Here is a 25,998-nt window from a genome sequence, read left to right as displayed (position 1 = left end):
GGGGAAGACCAGAACCCGATCCGAGGAGGAGCAGGCATGGAGAGCGAACTGTTCACCGCCGATCACGAGGCCTACCGGCAGACCGTCCGGGAGTTCGTGAAGCGCCAGGTCGAGCCGAACATGGCCCGCTGGGACGAAGAGCGGATCATCGACCGCGAGACCTGGAAGGAGGCCGGCGCCCAGGGCCTCCTGGGCCTGTCGGTGCCCGAGGAGTTCGGCGGCGCGGCCGAGACCGACTACCGCTTCCGCGCCGTCGTCCAGCAGGAGATCGCCCGCGTGGGCGCCTCCTCACTCCAGTCCGGATTCACCACGAACGACGACATCGCGCTCAACTACCTGCTCCGCCACGCCGACGCCGCCCAGCGCGCGCGCTGGCTCCCCGGCTTCACGACCGGCGAGACCATCGGCGCCATCGCGATGAGCGAGCCCTCCGCGGGCAGCGACCTGCGCGGCATCCGCACGACGGCGGTCCGCGACGGCGACGAGTGGGTGCTCAACGGCTCGAAGACCTTCATCACCAACGGCATCCTCGCCGACCTCGTGATCGTCTTCGCCAAGACCGACGAGGCCGCGGGCTCCCGCGGTTTCAGCCTCTTCGTCGTCGAGACCGGCACCCCCGGCTTCACCCGGGGCCGCAAACTCGACAAGGTCGGCCTGCACGCCCAGGACACCGCCGAGCTCTTCTTCACCGACGCCCGCCTCCCCGCGAGCGCCCTCCTGGGCAAGGTCGGCGAGGGCCTCCCCGCCCTCATGCAGAGCCTCCCCCTGGAACGCCTGGGCATCGCCCTGGCCGCCCAGTTCTCCGCGGAGACCGTCCTCGGCTGGACCGTCGACTACGTCAAACAGCGCCGCGCCTTCGGCAGGCGCATCGCCGACAACCAGGCCCCCGCCTTCCAGCTCGCCGAACTCCGCACCGCCGTCGAGGTCTCCCGTGCCTACCTCGACCGCTGCGTCCTCGCCTACAACAAGAGCACCCTCACCGCGGTCGACGCCGCCAAGGCCAAACTCTGGGCCACCGACCTCCAGCACGACGTCATCGACACCGGCGTCCAACTCCACGGCGGCTACGGCTACATGCTCGAATACCCCGTCGCCAAGGCCTTCATCGACGCCCGCATCCAACGCATCTACGGCGGCACCAACGAGATCATGAAGGAGATCATCCAGCGGGAGCTGCTGGCCTGAGCCCGGGCCTTCGGGCGGTCTCGCCGTTGAGGGGTCAGGGGCCGTCGCCGGGGCGCAGGGGGCTTACGCGGGGCACGGAGGCCTTGCCCGTGTTGGAGACCTCGCCGCCGGTCCAGGGGACCGAGATCGAGGTCGTCTCGTCCGGGGGCGTGATGAGCAGGGCCTCCGGTGTCACCGTGGTGACGCCGGAGATCGCCGGACTGCCGTAGGTGAGGCCCGACCAGGCGCCGGCCCCGGGCGCCAGCGTCACGGTCCGCCGCACGTCGCTCGGCTCCCGTTCGGGATCCGGTGTGATCTGCTCGCCCTTGCCGTTGACGAACGCGAGCCCGGGGTAGCCGCGGACCGTGCACGTGCGGTCGGAGGCGTTGGTCAGCACGAGCGCGAAGTTCGACTGGCCGGCGCCGGGGCTGTTGGGCCCGATGGACGCCTTCAGCTCAGAGGTGTGGCAACGCTCCCCCGCCGCCGGGGTGGCGGGCCCCGAGGGCGTTTCACCGGCGGCGGAAGGCGTGGAGGGCGCGCCGGACGGGCTGGGCGCACCGCCGATGGCGGGCGCCGAAGCGGCGGAGGTCCCTGACGGCGCAGAGGTGGGCTCGGAAGGTTCCTGAGCCGTACAGCCGGCCAACACGGAGCACACGATGAGCGTGCCGGACACGAGCAGCGGATGTTTCATGCCGTTCCCCCGAGGTGAATGCGCAGCGGCCGCTCGCGCCGACCCGACGGCGCGAGTTCGCCGCGCCGGTGGCGCATGGTCGCGGCGGTGGCCGTTCGTCCATCTTCCTCCCGCGGTTCGTTCCGGCGACGGCAGGGTCGCCGCCCGCGGAGAGGGCCGCCCTCGGCTCCCTACGGACGGCACGGATCGACACGCTCACGTGGGCGCTTGATCCGCTCATTGCGTGCGCTCAGGTTCTGTTCGGGTTCGTGGGCGTGGTGGTCCGTCGTTGTTCGCGGGTGCGGTGGAGTCGCCAGATGCGCAGGGCGAGCTGGGTTTCGATGCGCCACTGGGGGTCGTTGAGCGAGATGCCGCAGTAGTTCTCGATCTGGCGGATCCGGTAGCGGACGGTCTGCGGGTGGACGTTGAGGTGTTCGGCTATCTCCGGTGCCGATGATCCTCTGGTGAGCAAGGCCAGGAGTGTCTCCAGGAGCGGGGTGAGCCGTTTGTCGGAGACGTCGGCGAACGCGTTGAGCGTCCTGTCGACCAGGAGCCGTGCGCAGTCGTCGTCGGCGAGAAGGTGCAGCGTGGCCAGATGGTCGTCGCAGCGGATGCAGTCCCCGTCGGGCTGGATCATGCCCTCGTCGGCCAGGACGAGGGCGCGGCGGGCCAGTCTCAGGGACACCGCCCCGTCGGTGTACGGCACGGAAGGGCCGAGGGCGTGGGTGATCCCGCCGAGGCACTGCTCGAACATCGCCTTTCGCCCGGGGAGATCCGGCGCGGGCACCAAGAGGTAAGGGTCGGGGCGCTCCACGTCGAGCAGGACGTCCGGCGTCAGGCCGAAGAGCGTGCGGGCGTCCCCCGGCCTGGGCCCGAGCGCGACGCAGGCCAGGGTCTCGGGCAGGCGCCAGGCCGCCTCCCTTGCCAGGTCCGGCACCGGGCGCCCGTCGGAGACCCCCTCTCCGACCAGGGCCTTGATCAGGGCGAGGCGTCTCTCCTTCATGACGTTGAGGGGATCTTCCCCGAGCCGCTCGAAGATCTCCGTGGACACCGCCGACAGGTGTTCCAGGCGGTCGAACATGACTCTGGCCAGCAGGTACATGTCGGTGGGTGCGGCGCCGGTCTCCTGTCCGGCCACCGACAGCCGGTTCCACACGACACGGGCGGCGACCTGGCAGGCGGCCAGCAGCGTGCCCAGCGTGTGGCCCGCCAGGAAGACCTGCGTCACGAAGGCCCGGTGGATCCTGCGGGCCTGGCCCTGCGCGTCCGGCCCGCCTGAGATCGCGCCCTCGACGCACTCTTCGAAGACGTCCACGAAGTTCTGCCGAGCGCCTTGCCCGGCCTGCCTTCCGAGCAGCTCGCCGAGTCCGGGGACCTGCTCGCCCATCGCCGCGATGACGTCGACGGCGAGGGACGCCAGCTGGGGACGGATGACCTTTTCCACGATGCTCGACGGCAGGGCGCATGGTGCGTCCGGGGTGGGGGGAACATGATGCTCCGGCATGTCAGGTCCTCGACGGTGTCCGGCCGGCCTCTCGCCTGGGGGATCGCCGGCTAGGTGGTCGTGAAGGCGGTCACCCGTAAGAATCCTCTTCTCGCGAATGCGAAGTGGCGATCTCATTATTTGGGAAGATGCTTAGCGAGTCTGAAGCATGCCGGTTTTCTTGACCGTGGTCAACAATCCTGACGGGCCGGTATCCGCGGCCGTCGTGCGGGGGCCGGGGGTTTCCCGCTGCACGCCGCACGCAGGCCCGGCTCGGTGACCCATGCCGACGGCGCCGTGCTCGATGGCGTCGACACCGGTCTTCGGCGTCAGGGGCGGGCGGTTCCCTGGCCGAGGAGGCCGGAGAGGGGGACCGGGAGTTTCTGGGCGGTCTTGGGGCGGGTGACGGGGACGACCCAGAGGTTCGGGGCCGCGCTGTCGGGGATGAGGAGCTCCTTGGCGGGGCCGCCGACCGGGTTCTGGACCACCATGTCCTGTGCGTCGATCTCCTTCGCGCCGAACGCGGACGTCTTGATGGTCCTGGCGTGGGCGGTGTCGAGACCCTTGCGGGTGCCGCGGATCACGCGGAGGGTCCGGGAGTCGGGCGCGACGACCACGTCGGCGCGGCCGTCGCCGGTGACGTCGCCGACGGTCACCGACCCGGTGAAGGGGATCGGCGCGAGCGGCAGGCCGAAGCCCCGGCCGGTGCCCAGGCGCACGTCGACATGGCCGGTGCCCGGACCCGTCAGCCGGGTGGCGACCAGGTCGGCGCGGCCGTCGCCGGTGATGTCGGCGAGGTGCGCCGGGCCCTCGCCGTCCTGGAACCCGTCCGAGGTCCAGGACCGGGACGGATCCGGCCAGTACCCCTTCTTGCTCCGGAAGGTCACGGCCCGGGCGCCGACCGCCACGAGTTCGGCGAGCTTGTCGCCGCTCACGTCACCCGCCGCGAGCCGCCCCGTCACGCCCTTGAGGATCTTGTAGCGGTCGGCGTCGAGGCCCTTGGCGCCGCCCTTGAAGACCAGGACCCCCATCGGGACCCGGACGGCCACGTCGGCGTAGCCGTCACCGTTGAAGTCGGCGGCGACGGGGGCGACGCGCTCGGCCGCGCCCCAGGGCAGCAGGGTCCTGGCCTTCTTGCCCAGGCCCTTGCGCGAGCCCGCGTAGACGACCAGACCGCCCTGGACGTCGCCCGGCACGGGCTCCCGTTCGAGCAGGCCGGCCAGGTCCGCGTAGCCGTCGCCGTCGAAGTCGCCGGTCGCCAGGGCGGTGAAGTGACCCGTCGCGTTGGGCCGCCGGATGACGTCGGGATTGCGCGAGACCCTCTTGGCGCCGCCGGAGTACACGAGGATCGCGGACTTCTGCCCCTTGGCCCGCTCGAGGGTCACCGCGATGTCGCGGCGTCCGTCGCCGTCGTAGTCGCCCGGCCGCGCGGGGTGCGGTCGGGCCTGCGCGGCGGATCCGGGGATCAGCGCCGCCGTGAGAGCCAAGGCGGCGAGCGAGGGAAGGGCGACGGTCTTCACGGTGGCGACCTCTCGATCACGGATGTTGCGAGTGAGATGCCTGTACGACACGAAAAGTTCGCCGACTCGACCGAATATCCCGAGAATTCAGCCTGCGACAGCCCGTGGCGCGACCGTGGGAGGCGTGCCGATGGCGCGGCCGCTCCGGCATGCGCGATGCATGCCGGAGCCTGCGCCCCGCGGGTCAGACCCAGCGGCGAAGGGCGTCGATCGTCGTCTCCGGCGAGGTGTTGAAACAGAACCGGATTCCGGGATTCGTCGCCGCCAGTACGTTGATCAGCCGTTCGAACAGAAGGGTGCGCTCGGGGGCCATGCGCACGCCTCCCCCGATCATGGCCACCTCGAAGGGCCCCTCGGACAGCCGTTCGCGGACGGCCTTCTCAGCCTCGTCCGGGTCGGTGCCGACCAGGCAGGACACCGCGTCGAAGCCCGCCGCCCGCACGGCCGCGTCGCCCCGCTCGATCCGTGCGGTGAGCGTCGCCGCGTCAAGTCCGGGATGTCCGGTGTAGTCGATCGTGCTCGGATGCAGCCCGATCGTCAGGATCTTGGTCATGTTCACTCCTACCATGGAACCGGGCCGTCGCTGCCGAAGAAGCCTCCCGTCGGCCCACCGGCGTCCAAGGTGGCCAGCCTGATGATCGCCGAGGCGCCCTCCTCGACCGTGTGGACACCCGTGTGATGGTTCATGTCGGTGGCCGGGTTGCCCGGATCGGCGGCGTTGACCTGGAACCCGGGCAGCGCCCGGGCGTACTGGGAGACGACCATGTTGAGCGCCGCCTTCGACGAGGCGTAGTCCAGGCTCAGAAAGCCGTGCTCGGGGCGGGCCGGATCACCGGCGTGCGTCAGCGAGGCGAGACCGCTGGAGACCATGACGACGCGGGGCTGTGCCGACTTCCGGAGCAACGGCAGGAACGCGTGGGTGACCCGCACCTGACCGAACACGTTCACCTCGTACAGCACCCGGAGCGCGTCGGCGTCCATGTCGGCCGGATCCAGCATCGGGCCGCCCACTCCGGCGTTGTTGACCAGGACGTCCAGGCGCTCCACGCGCTCGGCGACGGCCTTCGCGGCCGCCGCCACGGACTCGTCCGAGGTCACGTCGAGCTCGACGAACTCCACTGCGAGCCCCGCGCCCGCCAGCTCGTCGGCCGCGCGGACGCCGCGCTCCCGGTCCCGCGCGGCCAGGAAGACCCGCCATCCCTCGCCGGCCAGGCGGCGCACGGTCTCCCGGCCCAGCCCCTTGTTCGCTCCGGTGACCAGGGCCACCGTCTTCGTCTCCGTCATGGCACCGATCCTCGGGTCGACCGCCCAAGGCCCGCCAGGACCGCCGAGGCCTAGGACCCGCGGTACCACCCGGCCTGCCCGGTCTGCGGGCATGATGGAACGGTGAACCGCGCCGGACTCGCCGAAATCCTCCGCACCGCCCGAGCCCGTGTCCGACCACAGGACGTCGGGCTGCCGGCGGGAACACGCCGCCAGGTGCCGGGTCTGCGCCGCGAGGAACTGGCCCTGCTCGCGGGCGTGAGCGTCGACTACATCGTCCGGCTCGAGCAGGGGCGCGGACCGCGGCCCTCCGGTCAGGTCATCGCCGCGCTGGCGCAGGCCCTGCGGCTCGACGACGACGACCGCGACCTGCTGTTCCGGCTCGCCGACCACGAACCGCCGCAGGCCGGGCGCATCGCGATGGTCGTCCAGCCGAGCGTGCTCCGGCTGCTGGACCGCATGGCGGATCTGCCCGTGCTGGTGCTGTCGGCGAAGGGCGACGTGCTGGCCTGGAACCCCCTCGCGGCGGCGCTGCAGGGCGACATGTCCGCGTGGCCGCGGCGACGGCGCAACCTCATCTGGCAGCGTTTCCTCGGCAGCAGCCGCTGCCAGGTCGCCGCGGGCCCCGACGAGGACGACGCGGCCGCCCGCGCCTCGATCGGCACGCTGCGCGCCGCACAGGCCCGGTACCCGGGCGACCCCGACCTGACCCGGATGATCGCGGAACTGCGTCGCGGCAGCACCCGGTTCGACGAGCTCTGGCGGGAAGGGCGCTCCTCCCAATGGCGTACTGCGACCAAGAGCGTCAGGCACCCCGGCCTGGGCACGTTCTCGCTCGACTGCGACGTCATGCTGCTCCCGGACGGCCACCAGACCGTGCTCGTGTACTCGGCCGAGCCGGGATCCCCCGGGGCGACGATGCTCGACATGCTGCGGGTGATCGGGCTCCAGCAGGTGTGAGGCATCCGGTTCCTCGGGTGTCGGGCTCGGGCGGGAGGGGCGAGTGACGTCCGGGCCCTGCTAACGGCCGATCTCGTCCAGCTCGGCGAGTTCCGCCCCGGTGAGCGGGACCCCCGCTCCGGCGACGTTCTCGCGCAGGTGCGCCGCCGACGAGGTGCCGGGAATGAGCAGGATGTTCGGCGACCGCTGCAAGAGCCAGGCCAGGGCGACGGACATCGGCGTCGTGGACAGGCGGGCGGCCACGCTCGAGAGCGCCGAGGACTGCAGTGGGCTGAAGCCGCCGAGCGGGAAGAAGGGCACGTAGGCGACGCCGTCTTCGGCGAGCGCGTCGATCAGCTCGTCGTCCCGGCGGTACGCGAGGTTGTACATGTTCTGCACGCACACGATCGGCGCGATCGCCTGCGCCTCGGCGACCTGCTCGGCCGTCGCGTTGCTCACTCCGAGATGCCGGATCAGGCCCTGCCGCTGGAGTTCGACGAGCGCTTCGAACGGCTCGGCGAGCGAGCCGGCCTGGGTCCCCTGAGCGTCCCCGAGGCGCAGATTGACCACGTCGAGCACCTCGACGCCGAGATTCTCGAGGTTCTCGTGGACGGACCGGCGCAGGTCTTCCGGCGCCCGGGCCGTGGGCCAGCCGCCCTGCCGGTCCCGGGTCGCGCCGACCTTGGTGACGATGCGCAGCGATGCGGGGTACGGGTGCAGCGCCTCACGGATCAGCCGGTTGGTGAGGTGCGGCCCGTAGGCGTCACTGGTGTCGAGATGGGTGATGCCGAGGTCGACGACCTCGCGGAGGACGGCGAGTGCGCCGTCGTGGTCGGCGGGCGGGCCCATGACCCCGGGGCCGGCGAGCTGCATGGCACCGTAGCCGAACCGGGTGACGGTCAGGTCGCCGAGTGTCCAGGTGCCGCCGGGAAGCGGCGCGGAGAGCGTACTCATGGAAGTCTGCCTACCCTCGTGAGCTGGGAAGATGGTGTCCGACCGATCTTTCCCCCAGTATGGGCAGGTGACTTCCCAACGGGAAGCAGGCACCTGAAAGTGCGTAGGTCACCCACGTGGAAGGAGCGATCGATGGCGACGACGACGGCGGCCGAGAAGAGAGCACGGGCCAAGGCGGAGTACGACGCCTTCCTGGCGGCATGTCCGAGCCGCAAGCTGCTCGACCGGATCTCCGATAAATGGGTCACTTTGATCCTGGCCGCGCTGGGCGGCGACGGCTGCGCCGACGCGCCCCGGTCGATGCGCTTCTCGGAGTTGTCCCGCACGCTGGCCGGCGTCAGCCAGAAGATGCTCACGCAGACCCTGCGCTCCCTGGAGCGGGACGGTCTCCTCACCCGCACCGCGACGCCGACCGTACCCGTCACCGTCTCCTATGCGCTGACCGACCTCGGCCTCTCCCTCCATCAGATGATGCGCGGCCTCAAGACCTGGGCCGAGACGCACATGGACGAGGTGCTCGCCAACCGCGCGACCCACGACACCCGCACCACTTGAACCGCCCGCGCCGACCGGCGGGGGCCTGGCGACGGTGGTGCCCGCCTCTCCCGTCGAACTATGCTCGGCCTCGGGCCTCCCTGAGCCGTGGAGAGACAGATGAGTGATGTGCGCGTCGGCGTCGGCAAAGTGGTCGTGAACAGGGCGATGTCGCTGGACGGCTTCATCGCCGGTCCCGGCCACTCGATGGACTGGATCGCCGACCACCTGACCGCGGACGCGGTGCCGGAGGTCATGGCGGCCACGGGCGCGATGCTCGTCGGCCGGGGCACGTACGAGGTCGCCAAGCGCATGTCCGATCAGGGCGCCGCCTACGACGGGGGACCGCAGTTCGTCCTCACGCACAGGCCTCCTGCCGAGCCGGACCCTTCCGTCACGTTCCTCACCTGTGCGCTTGAGGAAGCCGTCGCCACGGCGCGCGACGCGGCGGGCGGCAAGAACCTGGAGATCCTCGGCGCCGACCTGGCCGCCCAGTGCCTGCGGCGCGGGCTCGTCGACGAGATCCTCGTGTACGTCCTGCCGGTGCTCCTCGGTGACGGTGTCCGCTTCTCGCCCCCGGGCCTCGGCAGGATCGAGCTGGAGCCTTTCAGCAACACCCAGTCGGGCGCCGTCACGACGCTCCGCTTCCGCGTGCGGCGGTAGGCGCGGCCCTCAGCGGCCGGGGCCGCCGGTAGCCCCCCGACCGGTCGTGAGCGGGCTCCACGGGGTCGGCGCTCGGCGCACCGTCGAAATCGATGATCGGGCCCGCACCCCGCGCCACCTCGAGCGCGTTCCACGCGCGCAGCACCCGCTCGGCCTCGTCACGCGGTTCCGTCCGGCACCTCCTCCCGATCGCGGAGCGGAGCCCGAACCCACTCGGGCAGTTCCTCGATGCGCGGCAGCCAGCGCGCGGGAACCTCGCCCCCCGGCCGCGCGGCGATGACGCCGCCGACGATCGCGCAGGTGGTGTCGACGTCGCCACCGGCCGACGCCGTCGCCCAGAAGCCCGCCTCGAAGTCGTCGAGGTGGCGGGCGGCGGCCCACAGGCAGAAGGGCACCGTGTCGTGCGCCGCCACCTGGCGCCCGTTGCCGAGGACCGCCGCGGCCGTCGCGGCGTCCGCGATCGTGAGCAGCCGCCGAGCCTCCTCGACGCCCTCCCGGACCCTGCCTCCGGGCACGTGCTCCAGGACCGCGTCGAGGAACCGCCCCGGCGAGAGCCGGTCCGTGCCCGCGGCGACACCGGCCGCCACGGCGACGGCCACCGCCCCGGCGACGCCCTCGGGATGCGCGTGCGTCACCTCCGCGGACAGCACCGCCTGCTCCGCCGCGGTCCCGAGATCATCGGCGAACCACGCGCCGAGCGGCGCGACCCGCATCGCCGCCCCGTTCCCCCAGGACCCCTGGCCGCCGAAGCCTTCCCGGACGAGCTTCCGCCAGTCCCCGCCCTCCCGCACCAGGCGCAGCAGACGGTTGGTCCCCGGCCCGTATCCCCGGTCGAAATCATGGCGTTCTGCGAACACCCGGGCCAGGAGGTCCTGGTCGACCCGCCCGGCCGCCTCGAGCACTCGAACGACCCCGCAGGCCATCTCCGTGTCATCGGTCCACTGCCAGGGACCCTCCGGCGGTTCCCGCCGCTCGAACGCCCCCCGATGCTCCGGCACGAAGAACTGCGACCCCAGCGCGTCCCCCGCCGCCACCCCGCCCAGCGCCCGCCACGCACCCCCACGACGATCAATGCCCATCGGGCCAGCGTACCCAGCGGCGCCCACCCGCCCGGGAAGGTCGCAGCCGGGCGGGCAGTGAGCGTGCCGGACGGTCAGGCCGGGGCCGTGGCGAAGGCGAGGATTTCCGGGAGGGCGGGGCGGTAGCCGTCGCCGCCGACCACGGTCAGCGAGGGAGCGCTTGAGGCCACGGCCGATCCTCGCACTTCACGCACGGCCGCTCCCGTCCGTCGAGGGAGAAGATCGGCCCCTGATCCCGGCACGGTGGCGGCCGGGACCAGGGGCCGGGTGCCGGGCACGGACACCGCTGTCCGTGCGTGCGGTCGGGGCGTCGTTTTTGGGGGTGATGACCGGTAGCGTCCTGCGAGTGAGTAAGCGGTATGCGTTGTGGTCTTATGTTCCTGGGGCGGTCGCCGCGCGGACCGGGGATGCGATGTCGGGGCCCGCGCTGCTGCTGGCGGGGCTCGCGGCCACCGGGTCGGTCGCGTCCGCGTCGTCGCTGTTGGCGGGCATCACGGTCTCGGCGGCGGTCGGCGGGCCGGTCTTCGGGGCGCTGCTCGATCGGGCGGCGCGGCCGGGGCGGCTGCTGGCCATGGCGTTCGCGGTCTACGCGGGGGCGCTCACGGTCATCCTGGTGAGCCTGGGACGGGTTCCGGTGTGGGCGAGCGTGCTCGTCGCGCTCGGCGCCGGGCTGCTGGGTCCCGCGCTGTCGGGCGGATGGACCTCGCAGTTGCCGCACTCCGTGCCGCGCGCGGGGCTGCCGCGCGCGACCGCGCTCGACGCGATGACGTTCAACGTGGCGAGTCTCGCCGGGCCCGCACTCGCTGGGGCCGTGGCGGGGACGGCCGGGGCGTCGGCGGCGGTGGTCGTCGCGGTCGTGCTGATCTGCCTCGCGCTGCCGTCGGCGCTGGTGCTGCCCTCGCCGCCGCCACGCCCGCCCTCCTCGTCCACCGTCCGCGCCGACGTCGCCGCCGGAGTCCGCGCCATCGTCCGCACCCGGCCGCTGGCCCGCGCGACGGCGACCACGGTCGTCTCCTGCGCGGGGCAGGGCATCCTGGTCGCCTGCGTGCCCCTCCTGGGCGCCCGCGCCTTCGGCTCGGCCGACCACGGGGCGTTCCTCCTGTCCGTCCTCGCCGCCTCGGCACTGGCCGCCAACTTCGCCCTCTCCCGGTGGCCCGCCCTGATGCGCCCGGACACCGTCCTTTGGGTCAGCACCCTCGTCCTCGCCGCCGCCCTGCTCCTCGCCGCGACCGTCCACCCTGCCGCCCTCATCGCCGCCGCCGTGGTCGCGGGACTCGGCGAAGGCCCCCAGCTCACCTCCCTCTTCGCCGTCCGCCACCGCGAGGCGCCCGCCCACCTCCTCAGCCAGATCTTCACCACCGGCGCCAGCCTCAAGATCACCGGCTTCGCCGGAGGCGCCGCTCTCGCCGGCCCCCTCGCCACCCGCTCCCTCCCCCTGGCCCTCCTGACCGCCGCCGCGACCCAGTTGGCCGCCGCGCTCACCTACGCCGCCCTCTCGTTCCGCGCCCGAACCGCGCCCGCGCAGTCCGCCCACCCGTAGCCCTCACCTGCGCCGAAGCGGCGCGCCGTGCGCGCCGCGGGCCGGCGCGAGACGCCCCGGCGTCCGTCACGCGGGCACCGGGGCGTCATGAGTTTCGGCTACAGGCGGGAGGACAGGTAGATGGACTTGGTCTGGAGGTAGGGGGTGAGGCCTTCGGGGCCCAGTTCGCGACCCAGGCCGCTGGACTTGACGCCGCCGAAGGGAGAGGAGAAGTCCAGGGCGTAGTGGTTGATACCGACGGAGCCCGTTTCGATGCGGTGGGCGAGGTCGATGCCGTGGGACTCGTCGGTGGTCCAGATCGTGCCGCCGAGGCCGTAGTCGGAGTCGTTGGCGATGGCCACCGCCTCGTCTTCGGTCGTGTAGGGGATGACGGCGAGGACGGGGCCGAAGATCTCCTCCCGGGCGATCCGGTCGGTGTTGGCGACGTCGGCGAAGACCGTCGGCTCGACGTACCAGCCGGGGCCGTCCGGGGCCGCGCCGCCCGTGGTGAGGCGGGCCTCGCTGCGCCTGCCCTCTTCGATGTGGCCGAGGACCCGGGTCTGCTGGGCCCTGCTGACCAGGGGCCCGATCTCGGTGGACTTGTCCAGCGGGTCGCCGATCCGCAGGCCGCGGACCGTCTCCGTCACGGCCTCGACCACCTCGGCGTACCGGGAGCGGGGGGCGAGGATGCGCGTGCAGGCGTGGCAGGTCTGCCCGTTGTTGGGCAGGGAGACCTCGAGGAGCTTGGCGGCGAAGAGGTCCAGGTCGGCGTCTTCGGCGATGAGGGAGGCCGACTTACCGCCCAGCTCCAGGGTGACCGGCCGTAGCAGGCGGCCGCCCACCTCGCCGATGGACCGGCCCGCCGGGGTCGAGCCCGTGAAGGCGACCTTGTCGACGCCGGGGTGGGCCACCAGGTGGGCGCCCGCCTCGCGGTCGGCGGGGACCACGTTGAGCACGCCCGCGGGCAGGCCGGCGGCTTCGGCGGCCTCGGCGAACGCGTAGGCGTCCAGGGCGGTCTCGGGCGGCGGCTTCAGGACGACCGTGCAGCCCGCGGCCAGCGCCGGGCCGAGCTTCATCGCGGCGAGGGCCTGCGGGTAGTTCCAGGGGGTGATCGCGGCGACGACCCCGACGGGGCCGCGCGTCACGATCGTCCGGCCGCCGAAGACGCTCGCCCTGACGTCTTCGGACTCCAGGTCGCGCAGCAACCGCGCGTAGTAGGCGATGATCCCGGCGGCGGCGAAGCCGTTGGCCCCGGCCGACAGGGTGATCGGCATGCCGTTCTCGCGGCTCACCAGGGCAGAGGTCGCGCGGCCCCGGCTCTTCAGCTCCCGGGCGAAGCGGTCGATGAGGTCGGCGCGGGCGGGGGCGTCGAGGGCGCCCCACGCCCCCTCGAGCGCGCCGCGGGCGGCGGCGACGGCGTCGTCGATGTCGGCGGTCCCGGCGAGCCCCGCGCGGGCGAAGACCTCGCCGGTGGACGCCTCGACGACGTCGACGGCGCCGCCGCGCGGAGCCGTCCACGCGCCGCCGATGTACAGGGTGTCTCGGTCCATCGTGTTCCCTTCGGTCACAGCACGTCCTCGTGGGCGAACAGCACCGAGCTGACGAGCGGGGCCATCGGGCCGCCCGCGAACAGGGAGGTCCGCGCCCCGGTCACCTGGTTCGGTGACGTGCCGCGGATCTGCTTGACGGCCTCGACGGCCAGGCCCATCCCGTTGACGAACGCGTCGGCGATGTTCCCGCCGCTCGTGTTGACGGGCAGCTTCCCGCCTTGGGCGATGAGGTTCTCGAAGGTGAGGACCTCCCCCGCCGCAGGCCCGGACGGGGCGAGCCCGTGGTCGATGAGCGACGCGACGGCCGAGCCGCTGAAGTTCTCGTACACCTGGACCACGTCGACGTCGCCGGGCTTGATCCCCGCCGCGTCGAAGAGCCGTCCTGCGACGCCCCGGCAGTCCGGGCGTCCGCCGAAACCGGCGGTGGCGTAGGCGTCGTCGTTCTCGGTCAGCGAGGAGTACCCGCCCGGCGCGCCCTGGGCTCCGGCCAGCACGAACGCGGGGTCGGCACGCAGTTCCCGGGCCCGCTCCGCCGAGACGAGGATGAGCGCGACGGCCCCGTCGCTCTCCCGCGAGCAGTCGAACAGCCGGAACGGGTCGACGATCGGGCGGGACGCGGCGTAGGCGTCGGCGTCCAGGGGCTTGCCGTATCCGGCGGCGGTGGGGTTGCTCTGCGCGTGGTGATACGCCGCGAGGACAAGCGCGCGCTGGGTCTCGGCCGGTACGCCGTCGTGCTCCAGCATCCGCCGGGTGCGCAGCGCGCAGACCTGGGCGGGGGCGCCGACGCCGTGCGCGAGGTAGTGGTTGTCGTAGAAGTAGCGGGCGTAGCCGAGGCGGCCGGTGTCGACCTGGGCCATCGTCCGGTAGGCGACGACGCACTCGGCCTGGCCGGTCGCGATGGCGGCCGCCGCCGTCGTGATCGCGGCCGCCGCGCCTCCGCCGCCCCCGCCCCAGACCATGGACGACCAGCGCAGCTCGTGGATCCCGAGGTCGGCGCCCAGGACCGGGCCGGAGAGGTCTCCCCCGGCATAGGACACGAACCCGTCGACGTCACGGGGTGAGACGCCCGCGTCGCGGCAGGCCGCCAGGATCGCCTCCAGGGCCATCCGGTGCTCCCCCGCAGGGGCCTGGCCACGCTTGTAGTGCAGGTCGGCGACGCCGACGACGGCCGCCGCGCCCCGCATCGGGGAGGTTCTCATGCGCCTTCTCCAATCCGCCAGCGCAGCAGCGGCCACGCGGCGTTCTCCGGCCGTTCGAGGAACCCGGTCACCCGGTCCCCGATCGCGACGGAGTCGCCGTCGAGGAGCCCGAGCAGCCGGACCCCGTCGGCCTGCGGCAGCTCCACGACGACCGAGACATAAGGCACGAGATGCGCGTACTCCGCCATGTACGGATGATGCGTACGGCACCAGGAGTAGACCGTCCCGGTCATCTCCACGGGCTCGAAGCCCAGGTCGAAGCCGTGGCAGTGCGGGCAGATGTGCCGGGGCCCCCACAGCCAGGCGCGGCAGTCCGCGCACCGCTGGACCCGCAGCTCACCCGCGCGAAGCCCCTCCCAGTAAGGCGTGTCGAGCCCGTCGGCGGCCGGGCCGCAGGGGATCTCGACGGCCGGCGCGCTCACGCCTCCTCCGGGACGGGGAAGTTCGCCAGCGCCGCGGCGAGCCACACCCCGTCGCGCAGTTCCCAGATCGACCGGAGCCCGATCAGGCCCTCGGGGGTCGTGTAGACGGTGTCCCCGATCCAGGTGTCGCCCTCCCTGCGGACGTCCACGATCCGCCGCGCGCTGACACCCTTGCCCGGGGTCCGCACCCCCTCGAAGACCTTCGGCAGGTTCTCCTGGACCATGTCCGCGAGGGCCGACTTCAGATCTCCGTCCAGGACGAACTGCGTGTGCCGCTCATACCGGGCGCGGAACTCCGCCACCTCGTTCTCAGCCATCGTGGCGCTCCTTCCTCGGGGGTTCCTAAGACTAAAGCCATTAGGTTTATGACGGCAAGACCGGACCCGGGATTCCGGCTCCGACCTGCACGGATGCTCAGGGCGCCGCGACGACGGCGGGCACCAGGAACTTCTCGATCATCGCCCGGAACCGGGCGAAGGACGCCTCGTCGCGGCCGAACTGGCCGATGAACATGATCTCCAGATGGGAGATCCACTCCGACAGCTCCAGCGGCTCGACGTCCGCGCGCAGCTCGCCCGACTCCCGGGCCGCGACCAGGATCGGCGCCCACAGCGCGTGCGTCAGCTCCACCGCGATGCCGGTGTCGCCGAGCAGGGACGACGCCAGCGCCATCTCCTCCGGAGAGACGAGCCGGTCGACCATCGGGTCGCGGCGGCCCCGCCGGACGTTGTGGCAGATCCCCTCGACCAGTTTCTCCGCGAACGTGTCGAACTTGGCGATGTGCGCCCGCGCGGGCTCGATGTTCAGCCGCGCCCGCCGCCGCACCGACGCCAGCACCAGCGCCTCGCGATCAGGGAAGTACCGGTAGACGGTCGCCCGCGCGACCTCGGCGGCCCGCGCGACGTCGTCCATCGTCGTCTTGGCGATGCCGAAGCGCGCGAAGCACGACTCGGCGGCCCGGAGGATGGCCTCCTCCAGCTCTGCGCCGCGCAGCCGGGTGCGGGTGGACCTGCTCATACCGGTCACGATACCGATCTCCGATGATCCACAGAAGAGACTTATAGACAGATGACGAACTTTGTCTATAAGTTGCGGCCATGGATCGCACGGAGAAGCTCTCGCTGACCAGCCGCCTGCTGGCCCATGTGGACAACGGGACGACCGACTACGCCGACGGCCTCATGCGGGTCCCGTTCGGCGCCTTCAACGACCCCGAACTGGCGAAACGCGAGGTCGAGGTGGTCCGCAGGCATCCGCACATCGTCGCGCACACCGACGAGCTGCCGAATCCCGGCGACTTCCTCACCACCGAGCTGATCGGCACCCCGCTGCTGGTCGTCCGGCAGAACGACGGGTCGGTCAAGGCGTTCTCGAACGTCTGCCGGCACCGGGGCGCCCGGGTGGAGTTCGCCGAGAAGGGCTGCAAGCGGATCTTCAGCTGTCCGTACCACAACTGGGCCTACGGACGCGGCGGGGAGCTGCGCGCGATGCCGCACGCCGAGGACTTCCCGGGCCTGGACAAGGCCGAGTTCGGGCTCGTCGAGTTCCCCTGCGAGGTCAGGCACAGCCTTGTCTGGGTGATCCCGACGGCGGGCGAGGACCTCGACGTCAGGGCGATCCTCGGCGACAAGCACGACGGCGAGCTCGAGCAGACCGGGATCGGCGCGTCTCACCAGCACAGGTTCGAGACGTTCGATCTCGACATGAACTGGAAGGTCGTCGTGGACGGCGTCCAGGACAGCTACCACCTGTGCCAGCTGCACACCACGACCGTCTGCCCGCTGCTGCACGGCAACATCTACGCGCTCGACCCGCACGGCAAGTCCTGGCGGCTGGTCGTCGCCCGCAAGACGCTGGAGCAGATCCGCGGCAAGGACCCGGACGAGGTGGACGTCCGCGACTACACCCTGGCGAACTACACGATCTACCCCGGCACGATGCTCGTGACCGAGCCGAACCACTTCGAGATCTGGACGATCACCCCGCACCCGGACGATCCGAACCGGAGCCGCACCACGATCCGGCTCCTTTCCCCGGCGAAGCCCGAGACCGAAAGGCAGGTCAGGTTCTTCGACAAGAACTGGGAGCTGCTGATGAAGACCCTCCTCGACGAGGACTGGCACGTGGCCGGGACGATCACCGGCAACATCGCGACCGGCGGGGTCGGCGAACTCGTCTACGGCCGCAACGAACTGCCGGGCCAGATGTTCCACACGGTGCTGGCCGAGGACGTCGCGAAGCTCACCCGCTAGGACGCGGCCTCGGCCTGCGCCCGGCGTTCCGCGGCGAAGTGGATCACGCCGTGCAGGAAGCTGCGGATCATCTCCTCGTACAGCCTGGCCTGGGTGAAGGTGTTCGCGGCCATCGCCTCGGCCAGGACGGGCTGACGTTCGGCGTCGACGGGGAAGATCGCCCGGCGGGCGGCGGCGGGCTTGACCGCCTCGGAGATGCAGGCGCCGAGCGTCAGGGTGTCCATGCTGTCGAGGATCTGGACGTGCACCTCGGCCGGGACGCCGCAGGCCGCGAGGTACCTGGCGGCGTCCTCGTAGAGGTCGGTCAGCATGTCGCGCGGCGGGTAGGAGAGCAGCAGCGGCGCGGCGTTGCGGTGCCGCAGCACGGCCCGGCGCAGGTTGAGGCTGAGCTGGACGAACCACTCGACCCACCGCTCGGGGTCGGGCTTGCGGGGCACGACGGTCTCGGCGACCACGGCGGCGGAGACCGCGGCGAGGATCGCGGACTTGTCGGCGAAGTGGTGGTACAGCGAGGGCGCCCGGACGTTCATGTGCCGGGCGAGGCGCGGGAGGCTGAGCGCTTCGAGGCCCTCGGTGTCGATGATCTCGATCGCCGCGGCCACCGCGCCGGTCCGGCTGATGAGCGGCTGACGGGGACGTGGCATGCCCGAATCCTAGCCGATCACCCGGTCCGCACCAGGGCCTTACGGCCCATCGGTTACCTACTCCCTTGAGATTTAAATCTAAAGCCTTTAGGATAAGTGGGCCGCTCCGAGCAGCGCGGGAGCGGTAGAGAAAGGCCGAAAATGAACCAGTTCATCAGCACCGAAGAACCCTCCCCCGGGGTCCTGCTGATCCGCCTGGACAAGGCGGCGTCGCTCAACACGCTCAACGCCGAGCTCGTCGAGGAGCTGCACGGCCTCCTCGGCGGGGTCCGCGAGGACGCCTCGGTCCGCGCGATCGTCCTGACCGGTGAGGGCCGGGCGTTCTGCGCGGGCATCGACCTCAAGGGGTACGGCGTGCCGCCCGGCGCGTCCGACGGTGAGGGCAGGGTCCAGGCGGGGATGCGGGTCCAGGAGCACATAGCCTCCCTGACCGCCGCGTTCCGGGAGACCCGGGCGCCGATCATCGCCGCCGTCAACGGGCCCGCCTACGGCGGAGGCATGTCCCTCGCCTTGGCCGCCGACCTGCGGCTCATGGCCGACGGCGCGGCCTTCGAGGCGTCGTTCATCAAGCGCGGCCAGTCGGCCTGCGACGTCGGGCTGAGCTGGCTGCTCCCGCGGATCGCCGGGTTCTCCCGGGCCGCCGACATCATGCTCACCGGCCGCCGCGTCGACGCCGCCGAGGCGCTGGAGATCGGGCTCGCCTCGTCCGTCCACGCGCCCGGCGAACTGCTCCCCGCGGCGCTCGCCAAGGCGGCCGCGATCGCGGAGCACTCCCCTTTCGGCGTGTGGATGACCAAGGACGTCCTGTGGGCGAACCTGGAGACCGCCTCGCTGCCTTCGGCGATCGCGCTGGAGAACCGCACCCAGATCCTTAGCGCGCTGACCAGGGACCACAGGGAGGCCGTCGCGTCCTTCCTGGAGAAGCGCCCGCCGGTCTACCGCAACCACTGAGAGGCACCCCCGTGAAGATCGGAATCGCCGCCGGCTACTGGACCTCCCGCCCGCCCCGCGACGTCGACGGCCGCCTGGCCGCCGCCGAGGAGGCCGGCGTGGAGAGCTTCTGGACCGCCGAGACCTACGGGTCCGACGCCATCGCGCCGCTGTCGTGGTGGGGCGCCAGGACGGGGCGGATGCGCCTCGGCACCGCGGTCTGCCAGATGTCGGCCCGCACCCCGACGGCCCTCGCGATGGCCGCGCAGACCGTCGACCACCTGAGCGGCGGCCGGATGGTGCTCGGCATCGGCGCGTCCGGGCCCCAGGTCGTCGAAGGGTGGTACGGGCAGCCCTATCCCCGGCCGCTGGAGCGCACCCGCGAGTACGTGGAGATCATGCGCCGGGTCTGGGCGCGCGAGGAGCCCGTCAGGTTCGAGGGGAAGCACTACCGGCTGCCCTACCAGGGCGGCGCCGGGCTCGGGAAGCCGCTGCGCTCGACCGTGCACCCGGTGCGGCGCGACGTCCCCGTCCATCTCGGGGCCGAGGGGCCGAAGAACGTCGCGCTGGCCGCGGAGATCGCGGACGGGTGGATCCCGCTGTGGTTCTCGCCCAAGAGCGACGACTTCTACCGGGCGGCGCTGGCCGAAGGGTTCGCCCGGCCCGGGGCGCGGCGCGGCGCGGAGGACTTCGAGGTGGCGGGCGTCGTCTGGGCCGTCGAAGGCGAGGACGTGGAGGCCGCGGCAGCCAAGTTGAAGCCTACGATCGCGCTGTACGTCGGCGGTATGGGCGCCAAGGGCACGAACTTCCACCTCGACGTGTTCGAGCGGATGGGCTGGGGCGAAGAGTGCGCCCGCATCCAGGACCTCTACCTCGCGGGCCGCAAGCAGGAGGCCGCCGACGCCGTGCCGACCGCGATGGTGGAGGACGTCGCGCTGGTCGGCCCGGCCGAGAAGATCTGCGACGACCTCAAGGCCCGCTGGCTCGGCACCTGCCTGACCACGCTCGTCCTCGGCGGCTGGCCGCGCGCCGAGCTGTGCGCGCGGCTCGTGGAGACGGCGGCGGGCCGATGAGCACGGCGCTGAAGGCCGAGATCACCGGGAAGGAGCAGGTCGCCGACGGGGTCTGCCTGCTGACGCTGCGGCCCTCCGGCGGCGCGCCGGAGTGGACGCCGGGCGCGCACCTCGACCTGCTGCTCGGGCCCGGGCTCGTCCGGCAGTACTCGCTGTGCGGGGATCCCGCCGACCGGGGGTCGCTGCGGGTCGCGGTGCTCGCGCAGCCCGACGGGCGCGGAGGTTCCCTGCACGTCCACCGCGCGCTTGAGGTCGGCGGGACCCTGGAGATAGACGGGCCGCGCAACGCCTTCCCGCTCGTGGAGGCGCCCGGGTACCTGTTCGTGGCGGGCGGCATCGGGATCACACCGCTGCTGCCGATGATCCGGGAGGTCGAAGGGCGCGGCCTGCCTTGGCGGCTGCTCTACGGAGGGCGTACCCGGGCTTCGATGGCGTTCGCGGACGAACTCGTCGCCCTGGGAGGCGAGCGGGTCGCGCTGCGGCCGCAAGACGCGCACGGGCTGCTCGATCTGGACGCGGCGCTGGCCGAAGCCGCGGAAGGGACCGCCGTCTACGCCTGTGGTCCTGAGCCACTGCTCGGCGCGCTCGAGGCGGCCTGCTCCCGGTTCCCGCTGCTCGACCTGCACACCGAGCGGTTCACGCCCCGCGAGATCGTCCTCGACGGGCCGGACGGCTCCTTCGAGGTGGAGCTCGCGCGGGCCGGGCGGACCATCACCGTCGGCGCGGGCGAGACCCTGCTGGAGGCGCTGGAGCGGGAAGGGACGGCGCCGTCCTTCTCCTGCCGGGAGGGCACCTGCGGATCGTGTGAGACGACCGTGCTCGGCGGGACGCCCGACCACCGGGACTCGCTGCTCACCGAGGACGAGCAGGCCGCCGGGGACGTCATCTTCCCGTGCGTCTCGCGGGCCCGGTCGGCGAAGCTGGTGCTCGACCTGTGAGCGCGCCCACCGTCCTCGGCCCGCTCGGGCCCGCCCCCGCGCGCGTGGCCGGGTCGGTCCGGCGGACTTCGACCCTGGACACGACCTGGCCCGGGGGGTTCGACGGGCCCATGCTCACCCGGGGACGGGCACGGGATCTGCGCACCTTCGAGGAGGAGGGGCCGAAGGTCGTCGCGGAGGACGCGCTGACCGTCCGGTTCGCGCCCGGAAGCCGGACGATCACCGCGATCGCGGCGGATCCCGCACGGGCCGGGCTCGCCGGACTCGTCGGCGGCAGAGCGGGCGGCGGCCTGCGCGCGCTCGTCGGCCAGGCCCTTCCGGCCGAGCGGACCGCGCGCACCCCCCTGCACCTCCTCCTGGACGACCTGGGCGGTGCCTCACTCGTCGCGCCGATGGCCCGGTCGCGGTGGCTGCCCGACCCGTCGTCCGGGCTGGTCACCGACCCGCTGCCGATGACGGGCGTCTGCACCGGCTTCCAGCCGGGATCGAGCGCCCTCACCCCCGAGGCGCCCGCCCTCCAGCTCGCCAACCAGCGACCCGTCGCTGCGCTCTCGGCGCACGCCGACCCGTGGGCCTGGCATGCCCTGCCCGACCACGAGGTCCCCGCCGCCCGGCGCGCCCGCCGCCTCGACGTGACGCGCACCGCCGACGCCGTCATGATCGACGCGATGTTCCAGGACAGCACCACGATCCCCGAAGGCGGCCGCGTCGCCGTCCACGAGTACCGGGTCCGCGCCACTGCCGATCCCTCGACGCTCGTCCTACGCACCCTCTCCGCCGAACCCCGCATTCTCCCCTACACCGAATGCCCCTTGGCCGTCGGCACGCTCCCCCGCCTACTCGGCCTGCCTCTGGCCGACCTCGCCGGAACCGTCCACCGCGCCCTCCCCGGCGTCGCCGGCTGCACCCACCTCAACGACGCCCTCCGCGGCCTCTCTGACGTCCCGGCGCTCCTCGTCCATCTCTGACCGGCGGACGGTCACCGTGGACGTCCTGGCGCGGACGTGGCCGCCGGTGCCGAGGATCGGCTGGATCACCGGTGCGAAGGACGAGCCGGGTCAGGACCGAGGCTCGGCCGGGGTCTGGTCGTCGTCGGTCAGTTCGCGGTACCAGGTGGGGTGGTGTTCGGCGGCCCAGGACGGGGGGACGGTGCCGATGGCCATGCCGGTGAGGGCGTCGCGGTCGCGGAGGGCGTACCAGAGGTGGCCGGTGGCGATGACGGCGATGGCGAGGAAGAGCCAGTCGTGGACGAAGGTCGCGCCGGTGCGCCAGCCGTCGGGCCACGGGTCGGGGAAGGTCAGGATCGCGCCGGTGCCGAGCATGACCAGGATCGCGCCCGCGGTGAAGGCCGCGTTGAGTTTCTGGCCGGGGTTGAACTTGCCGATCGGGATGACGCCCAGGCCGTCGCGGACGGCCCTGCGGTCCCGGCTGCGCAGCCACGCCCAGTCGGCCGGGACGAACCGGTTGAGACGCCGCAGGTCCGAACGGAACGCCTTGGCGAGCAGGCCGAGGAGGATCGGGACCGGAAGCAGGAAACCCGCCCAGACGTGGACGGGCTTGAGCAGATCGCGCTGGCCGACGCGCTCGGCGAGCGCGGGGAAGTACAGCAGCGCCGCGGTGATCAGGCAGACGAACATCAGCAGGGCCGTCACGTGGTGGACGGCGCGTTCGGCGCGGCCGAACCTAGGAAGTCGGCGCATCTGTCCGTCCGTTCGATCGGCCCACCCAGGCGTCCACGTCGTAGCCGCGCAGCTCCCAGTAGCCGGGCTCGACCTCGTCGACCACCTCGATGCCGCCGAGCCACTTGAGCGACTTGTAGCCGTACATCGGCGCCGTGAACAGCCGGACGGGGCCGCCGTGGTCGTGCGTGACCGGGCCGCCGAGCATCGAAGTGGCCACCAGCATGTCGCGCCGGCGGGCCTGCTCCATCGTCAGGGACTCGGTGTAGACGCCGTCGAAGGAGGTGAAGGTGATCGCGGCGGCCTTCGGGTCGGCGCCGCAGGCGTCCAGGAGATCGGGCAGCGCGACGCCGCTCCACGCGACGTCCTTCACGCGCCAGCCGGTGACGCACTGGAAATCGCGGGTCAGGGAGGTCTGGGGCAGCGCGGCGAGATCCGCCATGGTCAGCGTCCGCTTCTTGGCGACCCGGCCGGACACCTCGAGCCGGTAGGTCTGCGCGGTCTCCTCCGGAACGGACGAGGTCACCGTGTAGTAGCGGAATCCGCCCGCCGCGGGGATGATCCCGGAGATCGGCGCGAGCACGTCGCCGACTTTGTCCTGCGCCCTCGAGCCCAGGGCGACGCCCAGCGCCCCCAGACCCAGCATCCCGAGCACGACCCGCCGTCCGACGGGCGCGCCCTCGACCTCGTCCACGGGCCCATTCCACCAGGCTCCAGCCCAAACGCCAACCCGCACCGACGAAGGGCCGGGCCGCCAACGTGCCCGGACGACCTCGGCGCCCTCCAACGGACGGGTTGGGGAGGCCGAATGGAGGTAGGTGGAAGATCCACTCGTGGACGGATCGCGACGGCCGTGACCGAATCGTGTCGGCCCGCGTCACACGCCTGCCGTGGCCTGGCCGACGAGGACGGGTTCGGGCCGCGGCTCCGGCACCGCGCCCGGTTCCGGCGGCGGCGGAACCGCGCCGCCCTGCGGGAGGGTGGTCAGGACGAGGCCCGCGATGACGGCCAGACCGCCGGCCATCTGAAGCGGGCCGAACGGGTCGCCGAACAGGACGACGCCGATGCCGAAGCCGATGACGGGCTCGATGTTGAGGAACGCGCCCGCGAGGTCGGGGGCCACCCAAGCCTGGGCGTAGGCGAACAGCCAGTACGGGATGAGCGTGCCCGCGATGATCAGGCCGGCGAGCGCGAGCAGTGGGCCCTGGGCGGCCGGAACCGCCGGGGCGCCTTCGGTCAGGCAGGCGACCGGCACGGCGGCCAGTGCCGCCGCGGTGAACTGGACCGCGGTCACCGCGAGCGGGCGGCGTCCGGCGAGCAGGCCGGGCTGGACCATGAGGAAGGCGGCGGACAGCGCGGCGCTCACGAAGACCAAGAGGTCACCGGACAGGGTGGCCCCGCCGCCACCCGCCCCTGCGACGAGCGCGATGCCGAGGAACGCGACGCCGAACCCGATCCAGCCGGTCCGGCCGGCGCCTCCCCGGCCGAGGACCACCGCCGCGATCGCGCCGAGCACCGGGATCAGCCCGACGATCAGCGACGCGTGCGCGACCGACGTCCGGCCGATGCCGACGCTCTGCAGGACGATCACCGCCCCGTAGCCGACCGCGCCCCAGGCGAGGATCTCGGGTCTCCACGCCTTGCGCAGCTCGGTACGGCCCGCCATCACGAGAAGGGGCAGGGCGGCGATCCCGAAACGCACCACGGTGAGCCACATCGGCCCCAGCCCGTCAAGGGCGACCTTCGTCAGGGGCACGGTGATTCCCCACAGCACGCCCGAGACGATCAGGGCGCTCAAGGGACCGGAACGGAGGTTTCGCATGTCCCAAGGATCGGAAAGACGACCGTAATATCCGCATGTCAGCGGCCGAAACGCTACTAAACTGCGTGAGATGGCCGCTGGACTGGATGAAATCGACCGCAGACTGCTGGACGAGCTCCAGCACGACGCCGACCGGACCAACGCGGAGCTCGCCGGCCTCGTCGGTCTCTCCCCCACGGCGACGCTGCACCGTATAAGGAAGCTCAAGGAATCGGGGGTGATCCGTCGTATTCGGGCAGATCTCGACCCGGCCCTCGTCGGCTTCCCGTTGAAGGTCTATGTGACGATCTCACTGGCCCGGCACACCCCCAAGTTCGAACGCACCTTCTACGAGGCGCTCAGGGCCGTCCCCGAGGTGATCACCGCCGACGTGATCGCGGGCGAGACCGACATGGTGATCGTCATCGCCGCCCGCGACGTCCCCGACCTCCAGCGGATTCTTCTGAAGCTCTCCCTGCACGGCGCCCAGCGGATCACCACCTTCCTCCACCTGGAGGAGATCAAGCCGTCCGCGCCCCTGCCCGTCCTGCGCGCCCCCGACGAGACCTGACCGGCCGGCCCACCGTGGGCGGCCGGAAATTCCGTTGACGGCCCGGGTCGCACCGGAGAAAGTGATGATCTTCCGTCCGGCGGTCGGGCGGAGCACCTCATCCGGGGCGAAAGGGAGCAGCATGATCGTCGTATCCGCGGCCGGAGGAGCACTCGGCCGGCTCGTCCTCGACGGCCTGCGCAGGACGCGGCCGGAAGAGCGGATCGTCGCCGCGGTCCGGCACCCGGCGAAGGCCGCCGACCTGGCAGCGCGCGGCATCGAGATCCGCCACGGCGACTACGACGACCCGGCCTCTCTGCGCTCGGCCTTCGCCGGCGCCGAACGGCTCCTCCTCATCTCGTCCCCGGAGATCGACCCCGCCCGGCGCATCGCCCAGCACGGCGCGGCCGTTGAGGCGGCCCGCGCGGCGGGCGTCGGAACGCTCGTCTACACGAGCTTCCTCGGCGCGGACACCCGATCCACGGGAGTCCCCGCCGCCCACTTCGCGACGGAACGCCTGATCGAAGACAGCGGCCTGCCCTGCACGTTCCTCCGGAACCCCTTCTACAGCGAGGCGTTCCTCAACCCGTCCCTGCTGGACGCCGTCGCCTCCGGCGAACTCCCCGACGGCACCGCCGGACGGGGCCTCAACACCGCGTTCCGCACCGACCTGGCCGAAGCCGCGGTGCGGGTCCTCACCTCCGCCGAGCCCGCGAACCGGGCCTACGACCTCACCGGCCCCCTGTGGACCCATCCCGAGCTCGCCGCCTCCCTTTCCCACGCGTCCGGCACCCCCGTGAAGGCGGTCCCCCGCAGCGCCCCCGCACCAGCCGCCTTCGCCTTCCTCGAATCCCTGGCCGCCTCCGGCGCCCTGGAACTCCAGACCTCCGACCTGGCCGCACTCCTCCCCCACCCACCCCGCACGGCCGGCTCCTACGCGGCCTCGCTCTTCCCTCCCCTCTGACGGGTCCGGAGCGCAGCCGCTCCGGACGGTCACGGGTCGCATCTCCCCGACCCGTCCCCGGGGACGGGCGGTGCTCAAGCGCCGCGCCACCGCCCTCGCCGCATCCGCACCGCCGAACCCGTCCTCCCCGTGCCCGCGACCCGCTGACGTCCTCGCTGCGGGCCGACGGGTAGCGGGTATCGGCCCTGCGGCCTGCCTCAGGAGATCC

The 25,998-nt window shown here is 72.3% G+C and carries 28 protein-coding genes; 12 read left to right on the top strand and 16 right to left on the bottom strand.

Features of this window, described 5'->3' with window-relative positions; genetic code table 11:
- The first annotated feature begins 36 nt into the window (after positions 1-36).
- Positions 37-1,185, top strand: a complete 1,149-nt coding sequence (locus tag EDD29_RS14000; protein WP_123664823.1) for an acyl-CoA dehydrogenase family protein — start codon at positions 37-39, stop codon at positions 1,183-1,185.
- Positions 1,186-1,219: 34 nt separating this feature from the next.
- Here the strand turns inward: EDD29_RS14000 and EDD29_RS13995 are convergent, their stop codons facing one another.
- From EDD29_RS13995 to EDD29_RS13975, 5 genes are all read right to left on the bottom strand, one after another.
- Positions 1,220-1,855 (bottom strand): DUF4232 domain-containing protein, encoded by a 636-nt coding sequence (locus tag EDD29_RS13995; protein ID WP_123664822.1) that lies wholly within the window; start codon positions 1,853-1,855, stop codon positions 1,220-1,222.
- 229 nt (positions 1,856-2,084) lie between these two features.
- Positions 2,085-3,338 carry a helix-turn-helix domain-containing protein gene (locus EDD29_RS13990; protein WP_483902882.1) on the bottom strand — a complete coding sequence of 418 codons (1,254 nt, stop codon included), beginning with the start codon at positions 3,336-3,338 and terminating at the stop codon, positions 2,085-2,087.
- Positions 3,339-3,646: 308 nt separating this feature from the next.
- A complete protein-coding gene (locus EDD29_RS13985) occupies positions 3,647-4,837 on the bottom strand; it encodes an FG-GAP repeat domain-containing protein (protein ID WP_148085951.1) in 1,191 nt (396 codons plus the stop codon).
- Between the two features lie 184 nt (positions 4,838-5,021).
- A complete protein-coding gene (locus EDD29_RS13980) occupies positions 5,022-5,390 on the bottom strand; it encodes a hypothetical protein (RefSeq protein WP_123664819.1) in 369 nt (122 codons plus the stop codon).
- An 8-nt stretch (positions 5,391-5,398) separates the two neighbouring features.
- A complete protein-coding gene (locus EDD29_RS13975; protein WP_123664818.1) occupies positions 5,399-6,121 on the bottom strand; it encodes an SDR family oxidoreductase in 723 nt (240 codons plus the stop codon).
- A gap of 102 nt (positions 6,122-6,223) precedes the next feature.
- Here EDD29_RS13975 and EDD29_RS13970 point away from each other — a divergent pair, with 102 nt between their 5' ends.
- Positions 6,224-7,060 (top strand): helix-turn-helix domain-containing protein, encoded by an 837-nt coding sequence (locus EDD29_RS13970; protein ID WP_123664817.1) that lies wholly within the window; start codon positions 6,224-6,226, stop codon positions 7,058-7,060.
- A 60-nt stretch (positions 7,061-7,120) separates the two neighbouring features.
- On the opposite strand, the gene EDD29_RS13965 is transcribed toward EDD29_RS13970, so the two are convergent.
- Entirely contained in the window at positions 7,121-7,993 is an 873-nt protein-coding gene (locus tag EDD29_RS13965; RefSeq protein WP_123664816.1) for an aldo/keto reductase family oxidoreductase, read from the bottom strand.
- A gap of 132 nt (positions 7,994-8,125) precedes the next feature.
- On the opposite strand from EDD29_RS13965, the gene EDD29_RS13960 reads away from it, so the two are divergent.
- Together EDD29_RS13960 and EDD29_RS13955 are read left to right on the top strand one after the other, a co-directional pair.
- Positions 8,126-8,548, top strand: coding sequence for a winged helix-turn-helix transcriptional regulator (locus tag EDD29_RS13960; protein WP_123664815.1), 423 nt, complete (start codon positions 8,126-8,128; stop codon positions 8,546-8,548).
- A gap of 99 nt (positions 8,549-8,647) precedes the next feature.
- Entirely contained in the window at positions 8,648-9,190 is a 543-nt protein-coding gene (locus EDD29_RS13955) for a dihydrofolate reductase family protein (RefSeq protein WP_123664814.1), read from the top strand.
- Positions 9,191-9,348: 158 nt separating this feature from the next.
- Here the strand turns inward: EDD29_RS13955 and EDD29_RS13950 are convergent, their stop codons facing one another.
- Positions 9,349-10,269: an ADP-ribosylglycohydrolase family protein gene (locus EDD29_RS13950; RefSeq protein WP_123664813.1), complete on the bottom strand. Its 921-nt coding sequence runs from the start codon at positions 10,267-10,269 to the stop codon at positions 9,349-9,351.
- A gap of 325 nt (positions 10,270-10,594) precedes the next feature.
- Between EDD29_RS13950 and EDD29_RS13945 the strand changes: the two genes are divergently transcribed.
- Positions 10,595-11,809, top strand: a complete 1,215-nt coding sequence (locus EDD29_RS13945; RefSeq protein WP_211359710.1) for an MFS transporter — start codon at positions 10,595-10,597, stop codon at positions 11,807-11,809.
- Positions 11,810-11,907: 98 nt separating this feature from the next.
- Here EDD29_RS13945 and EDD29_RS13940 read toward each other — a convergent pair whose 3' ends face one another.
- The 5 genes from EDD29_RS13940 to EDD29_RS13920 form a co-directional block, all read right to left on the bottom strand.
- Positions 11,908-13,356, bottom strand: a complete 1,449-nt coding sequence (locus EDD29_RS13940; protein ID WP_342774433.1) for an aldehyde dehydrogenase — start codon at positions 13,354-13,356, stop codon at positions 11,908-11,910.
- Positions 13,353-14,537 (bottom strand): thiolase C-terminal domain-containing protein, encoded by a 1,185-nt coding sequence (locus EDD29_RS13935; RefSeq protein WP_123664811.1) that lies wholly within the window; start codon positions 14,535-14,537, stop codon positions 13,353-13,355. The genes EDD29_RS13940 and EDD29_RS13935 overlap by 4 nt, the downstream gene beginning before the upstream one ends.
- Positions 14,534-14,959 (bottom strand): Zn-ribbon domain-containing OB-fold protein, encoded by a 426-nt coding sequence (locus tag EDD29_RS13930; RefSeq protein ID WP_123664810.1) that lies wholly within the window; start codon positions 14,957-14,959, stop codon positions 14,534-14,536. Before EDD29_RS13930 ends, EDD29_RS13935 begins: the two co-directional genes overlap by 4 nt.
- Complete coding sequence (locus EDD29_RS13925; RefSeq protein ID WP_123664809.1) at positions 14,956-15,276, bottom strand: hypothetical protein; 321 nt, start codon at positions 15,274-15,276, stop codon at positions 14,956-14,958. Before EDD29_RS13925 ends, EDD29_RS13930 begins: the two co-directional genes overlap by 4 nt.
- Positions 15,277-15,373: 97 nt before the next feature.
- Positions 15,374-15,976, bottom strand: coding sequence for a TetR/AcrR family transcriptional regulator (locus EDD29_RS13920; protein WP_123664808.1), 603 nt, complete (start codon positions 15,974-15,976; stop codon positions 15,374-15,376).
- A gap of 80 nt (positions 15,977-16,056) precedes the next feature.
- Here EDD29_RS13920 and EDD29_RS13915 point away from each other — a divergent pair, with 80 nt between their 5' ends.
- Positions 16,057-17,211: an aromatic ring-hydroxylating oxygenase subunit alpha gene (locus tag EDD29_RS13915; RefSeq protein ID WP_123664807.1), complete on the top strand. Its 1,155-nt coding sequence runs from the start codon at positions 16,057-16,059 to the stop codon at positions 17,209-17,211.
- On the opposite strand, the gene EDD29_RS13910 is transcribed toward EDD29_RS13915, so the two are convergent.
- Complete coding sequence (locus EDD29_RS13910; RefSeq protein ID WP_123664806.1) at positions 17,208-17,855, bottom strand: TetR family transcriptional regulator; 648 nt, start codon at positions 17,853-17,855, stop codon at positions 17,208-17,210. The two genes, EDD29_RS13915 and EDD29_RS13910, sit on opposite strands and share 4 nt — an antisense overlap.
- Positions 17,856-17,996: 141 nt before the next feature.
- Here EDD29_RS13910 and EDD29_RS13905 point away from each other — a divergent pair, with 141 nt between their 5' ends.
- The 4 genes from EDD29_RS13905 to EDD29_RS13890 are packed head-to-tail and all read left to right on the top strand — an operon-like array spanning position 17,997 to position 21,764.
- A complete protein-coding gene (locus EDD29_RS13905) occupies positions 17,997-18,806 on the top strand; it encodes an enoyl-CoA hydratase/isomerase family protein (RefSeq protein ID WP_123664805.1) in 810 nt (269 codons plus the stop codon).
- Positions 18,807-18,817: 11 nt separating this feature from the next.
- Positions 18,818-19,858 carry an LLM class F420-dependent oxidoreductase gene (locus EDD29_RS13900; protein WP_123664804.1) on the top strand — a complete coding sequence of 347 codons (1,041 nt, stop codon included), beginning with the start codon at positions 18,818-18,820 and terminating at the stop codon, positions 19,856-19,858.
- Positions 19,855-20,796 (top strand): PDR/VanB family oxidoreductase, encoded by a 942-nt coding sequence (locus tag EDD29_RS13895; protein WP_123664803.1) that lies wholly within the window; start codon positions 19,855-19,857, stop codon positions 20,794-20,796. Before EDD29_RS13900 ends, EDD29_RS13895 begins: the two co-directional genes overlap by 4 nt.
- Positions 20,793-21,764, top strand: coding sequence for a DUF2889 domain-containing protein (locus EDD29_RS13890; protein WP_123664802.1), 972 nt, complete (start codon positions 20,793-20,795; stop codon positions 21,762-21,764). The genes EDD29_RS13895 and EDD29_RS13890 overlap by 4 nt, the downstream gene beginning before the upstream one ends.
- Before the next feature lie 90 nt (positions 21,765-21,854).
- On the opposite strand, the gene EDD29_RS13885 is transcribed toward EDD29_RS13890, so the two are convergent.
- From EDD29_RS13885 to EDD29_RS13875, 3 genes are all read right to left on the bottom strand, one after another.
- A complete protein-coding gene (locus tag EDD29_RS13885) occupies positions 21,855-22,496 on the bottom strand; it encodes a cytochrome b/b6 domain-containing protein (protein ID WP_123664801.1) in 642 nt (213 codons plus the stop codon).
- Positions 22,480-23,169, bottom strand: coding sequence for a molybdopterin-dependent oxidoreductase (locus EDD29_RS13880; RefSeq protein WP_211359709.1), 690 nt, complete (start codon positions 23,167-23,169; stop codon positions 22,480-22,482). The genes EDD29_RS13885 and EDD29_RS13880 overlap by 17 nt, the downstream gene beginning before the upstream one ends.
- 183 nt (positions 23,170-23,352) lie before the next feature.
- Entirely contained in the window at positions 23,353-24,297 is a 945-nt protein-coding gene (locus EDD29_RS13875; protein ID WP_123664800.1) for a DMT family transporter, read from the bottom strand.
- A gap of 70 nt (positions 24,298-24,367) precedes the next feature.
- Between EDD29_RS13875 and EDD29_RS13870 the strand changes: the two genes are divergently transcribed.
- Together EDD29_RS13870 and EDD29_RS13865 are read left to right on the top strand one after the other, a co-directional pair.
- Positions 24,368-24,847: an Lrp/AsnC family transcriptional regulator gene (locus tag EDD29_RS13870; RefSeq protein WP_123664799.1), complete on the top strand. Its 480-nt coding sequence runs from the start codon at positions 24,368-24,370 to the stop codon at positions 24,845-24,847.
- 121 nt (positions 24,848-24,968) lie between these two features.
- On the top strand, positions 24,969-25,790 hold the full coding sequence (locus tag EDD29_RS13865) for an NAD(P)H-binding protein (protein ID WP_123664798.1): 822 nt from the start codon (positions 24,969-24,971) through the stop codon (positions 25,788-25,790).
- Positions 25,791-25,998 lie beyond the last annotated feature (208 nt).

The organism is Actinocorallia herbida (assembly GCF_003751225.1).
Lineage (GTDB): Bacteria > Actinomycetota > Actinomycetes > Streptosporangiales > Streptosporangiaceae > Actinocorallia > Actinocorallia herbida.
This window is presented reverse-complemented; position numbering and strand designations above follow the sequence as displayed.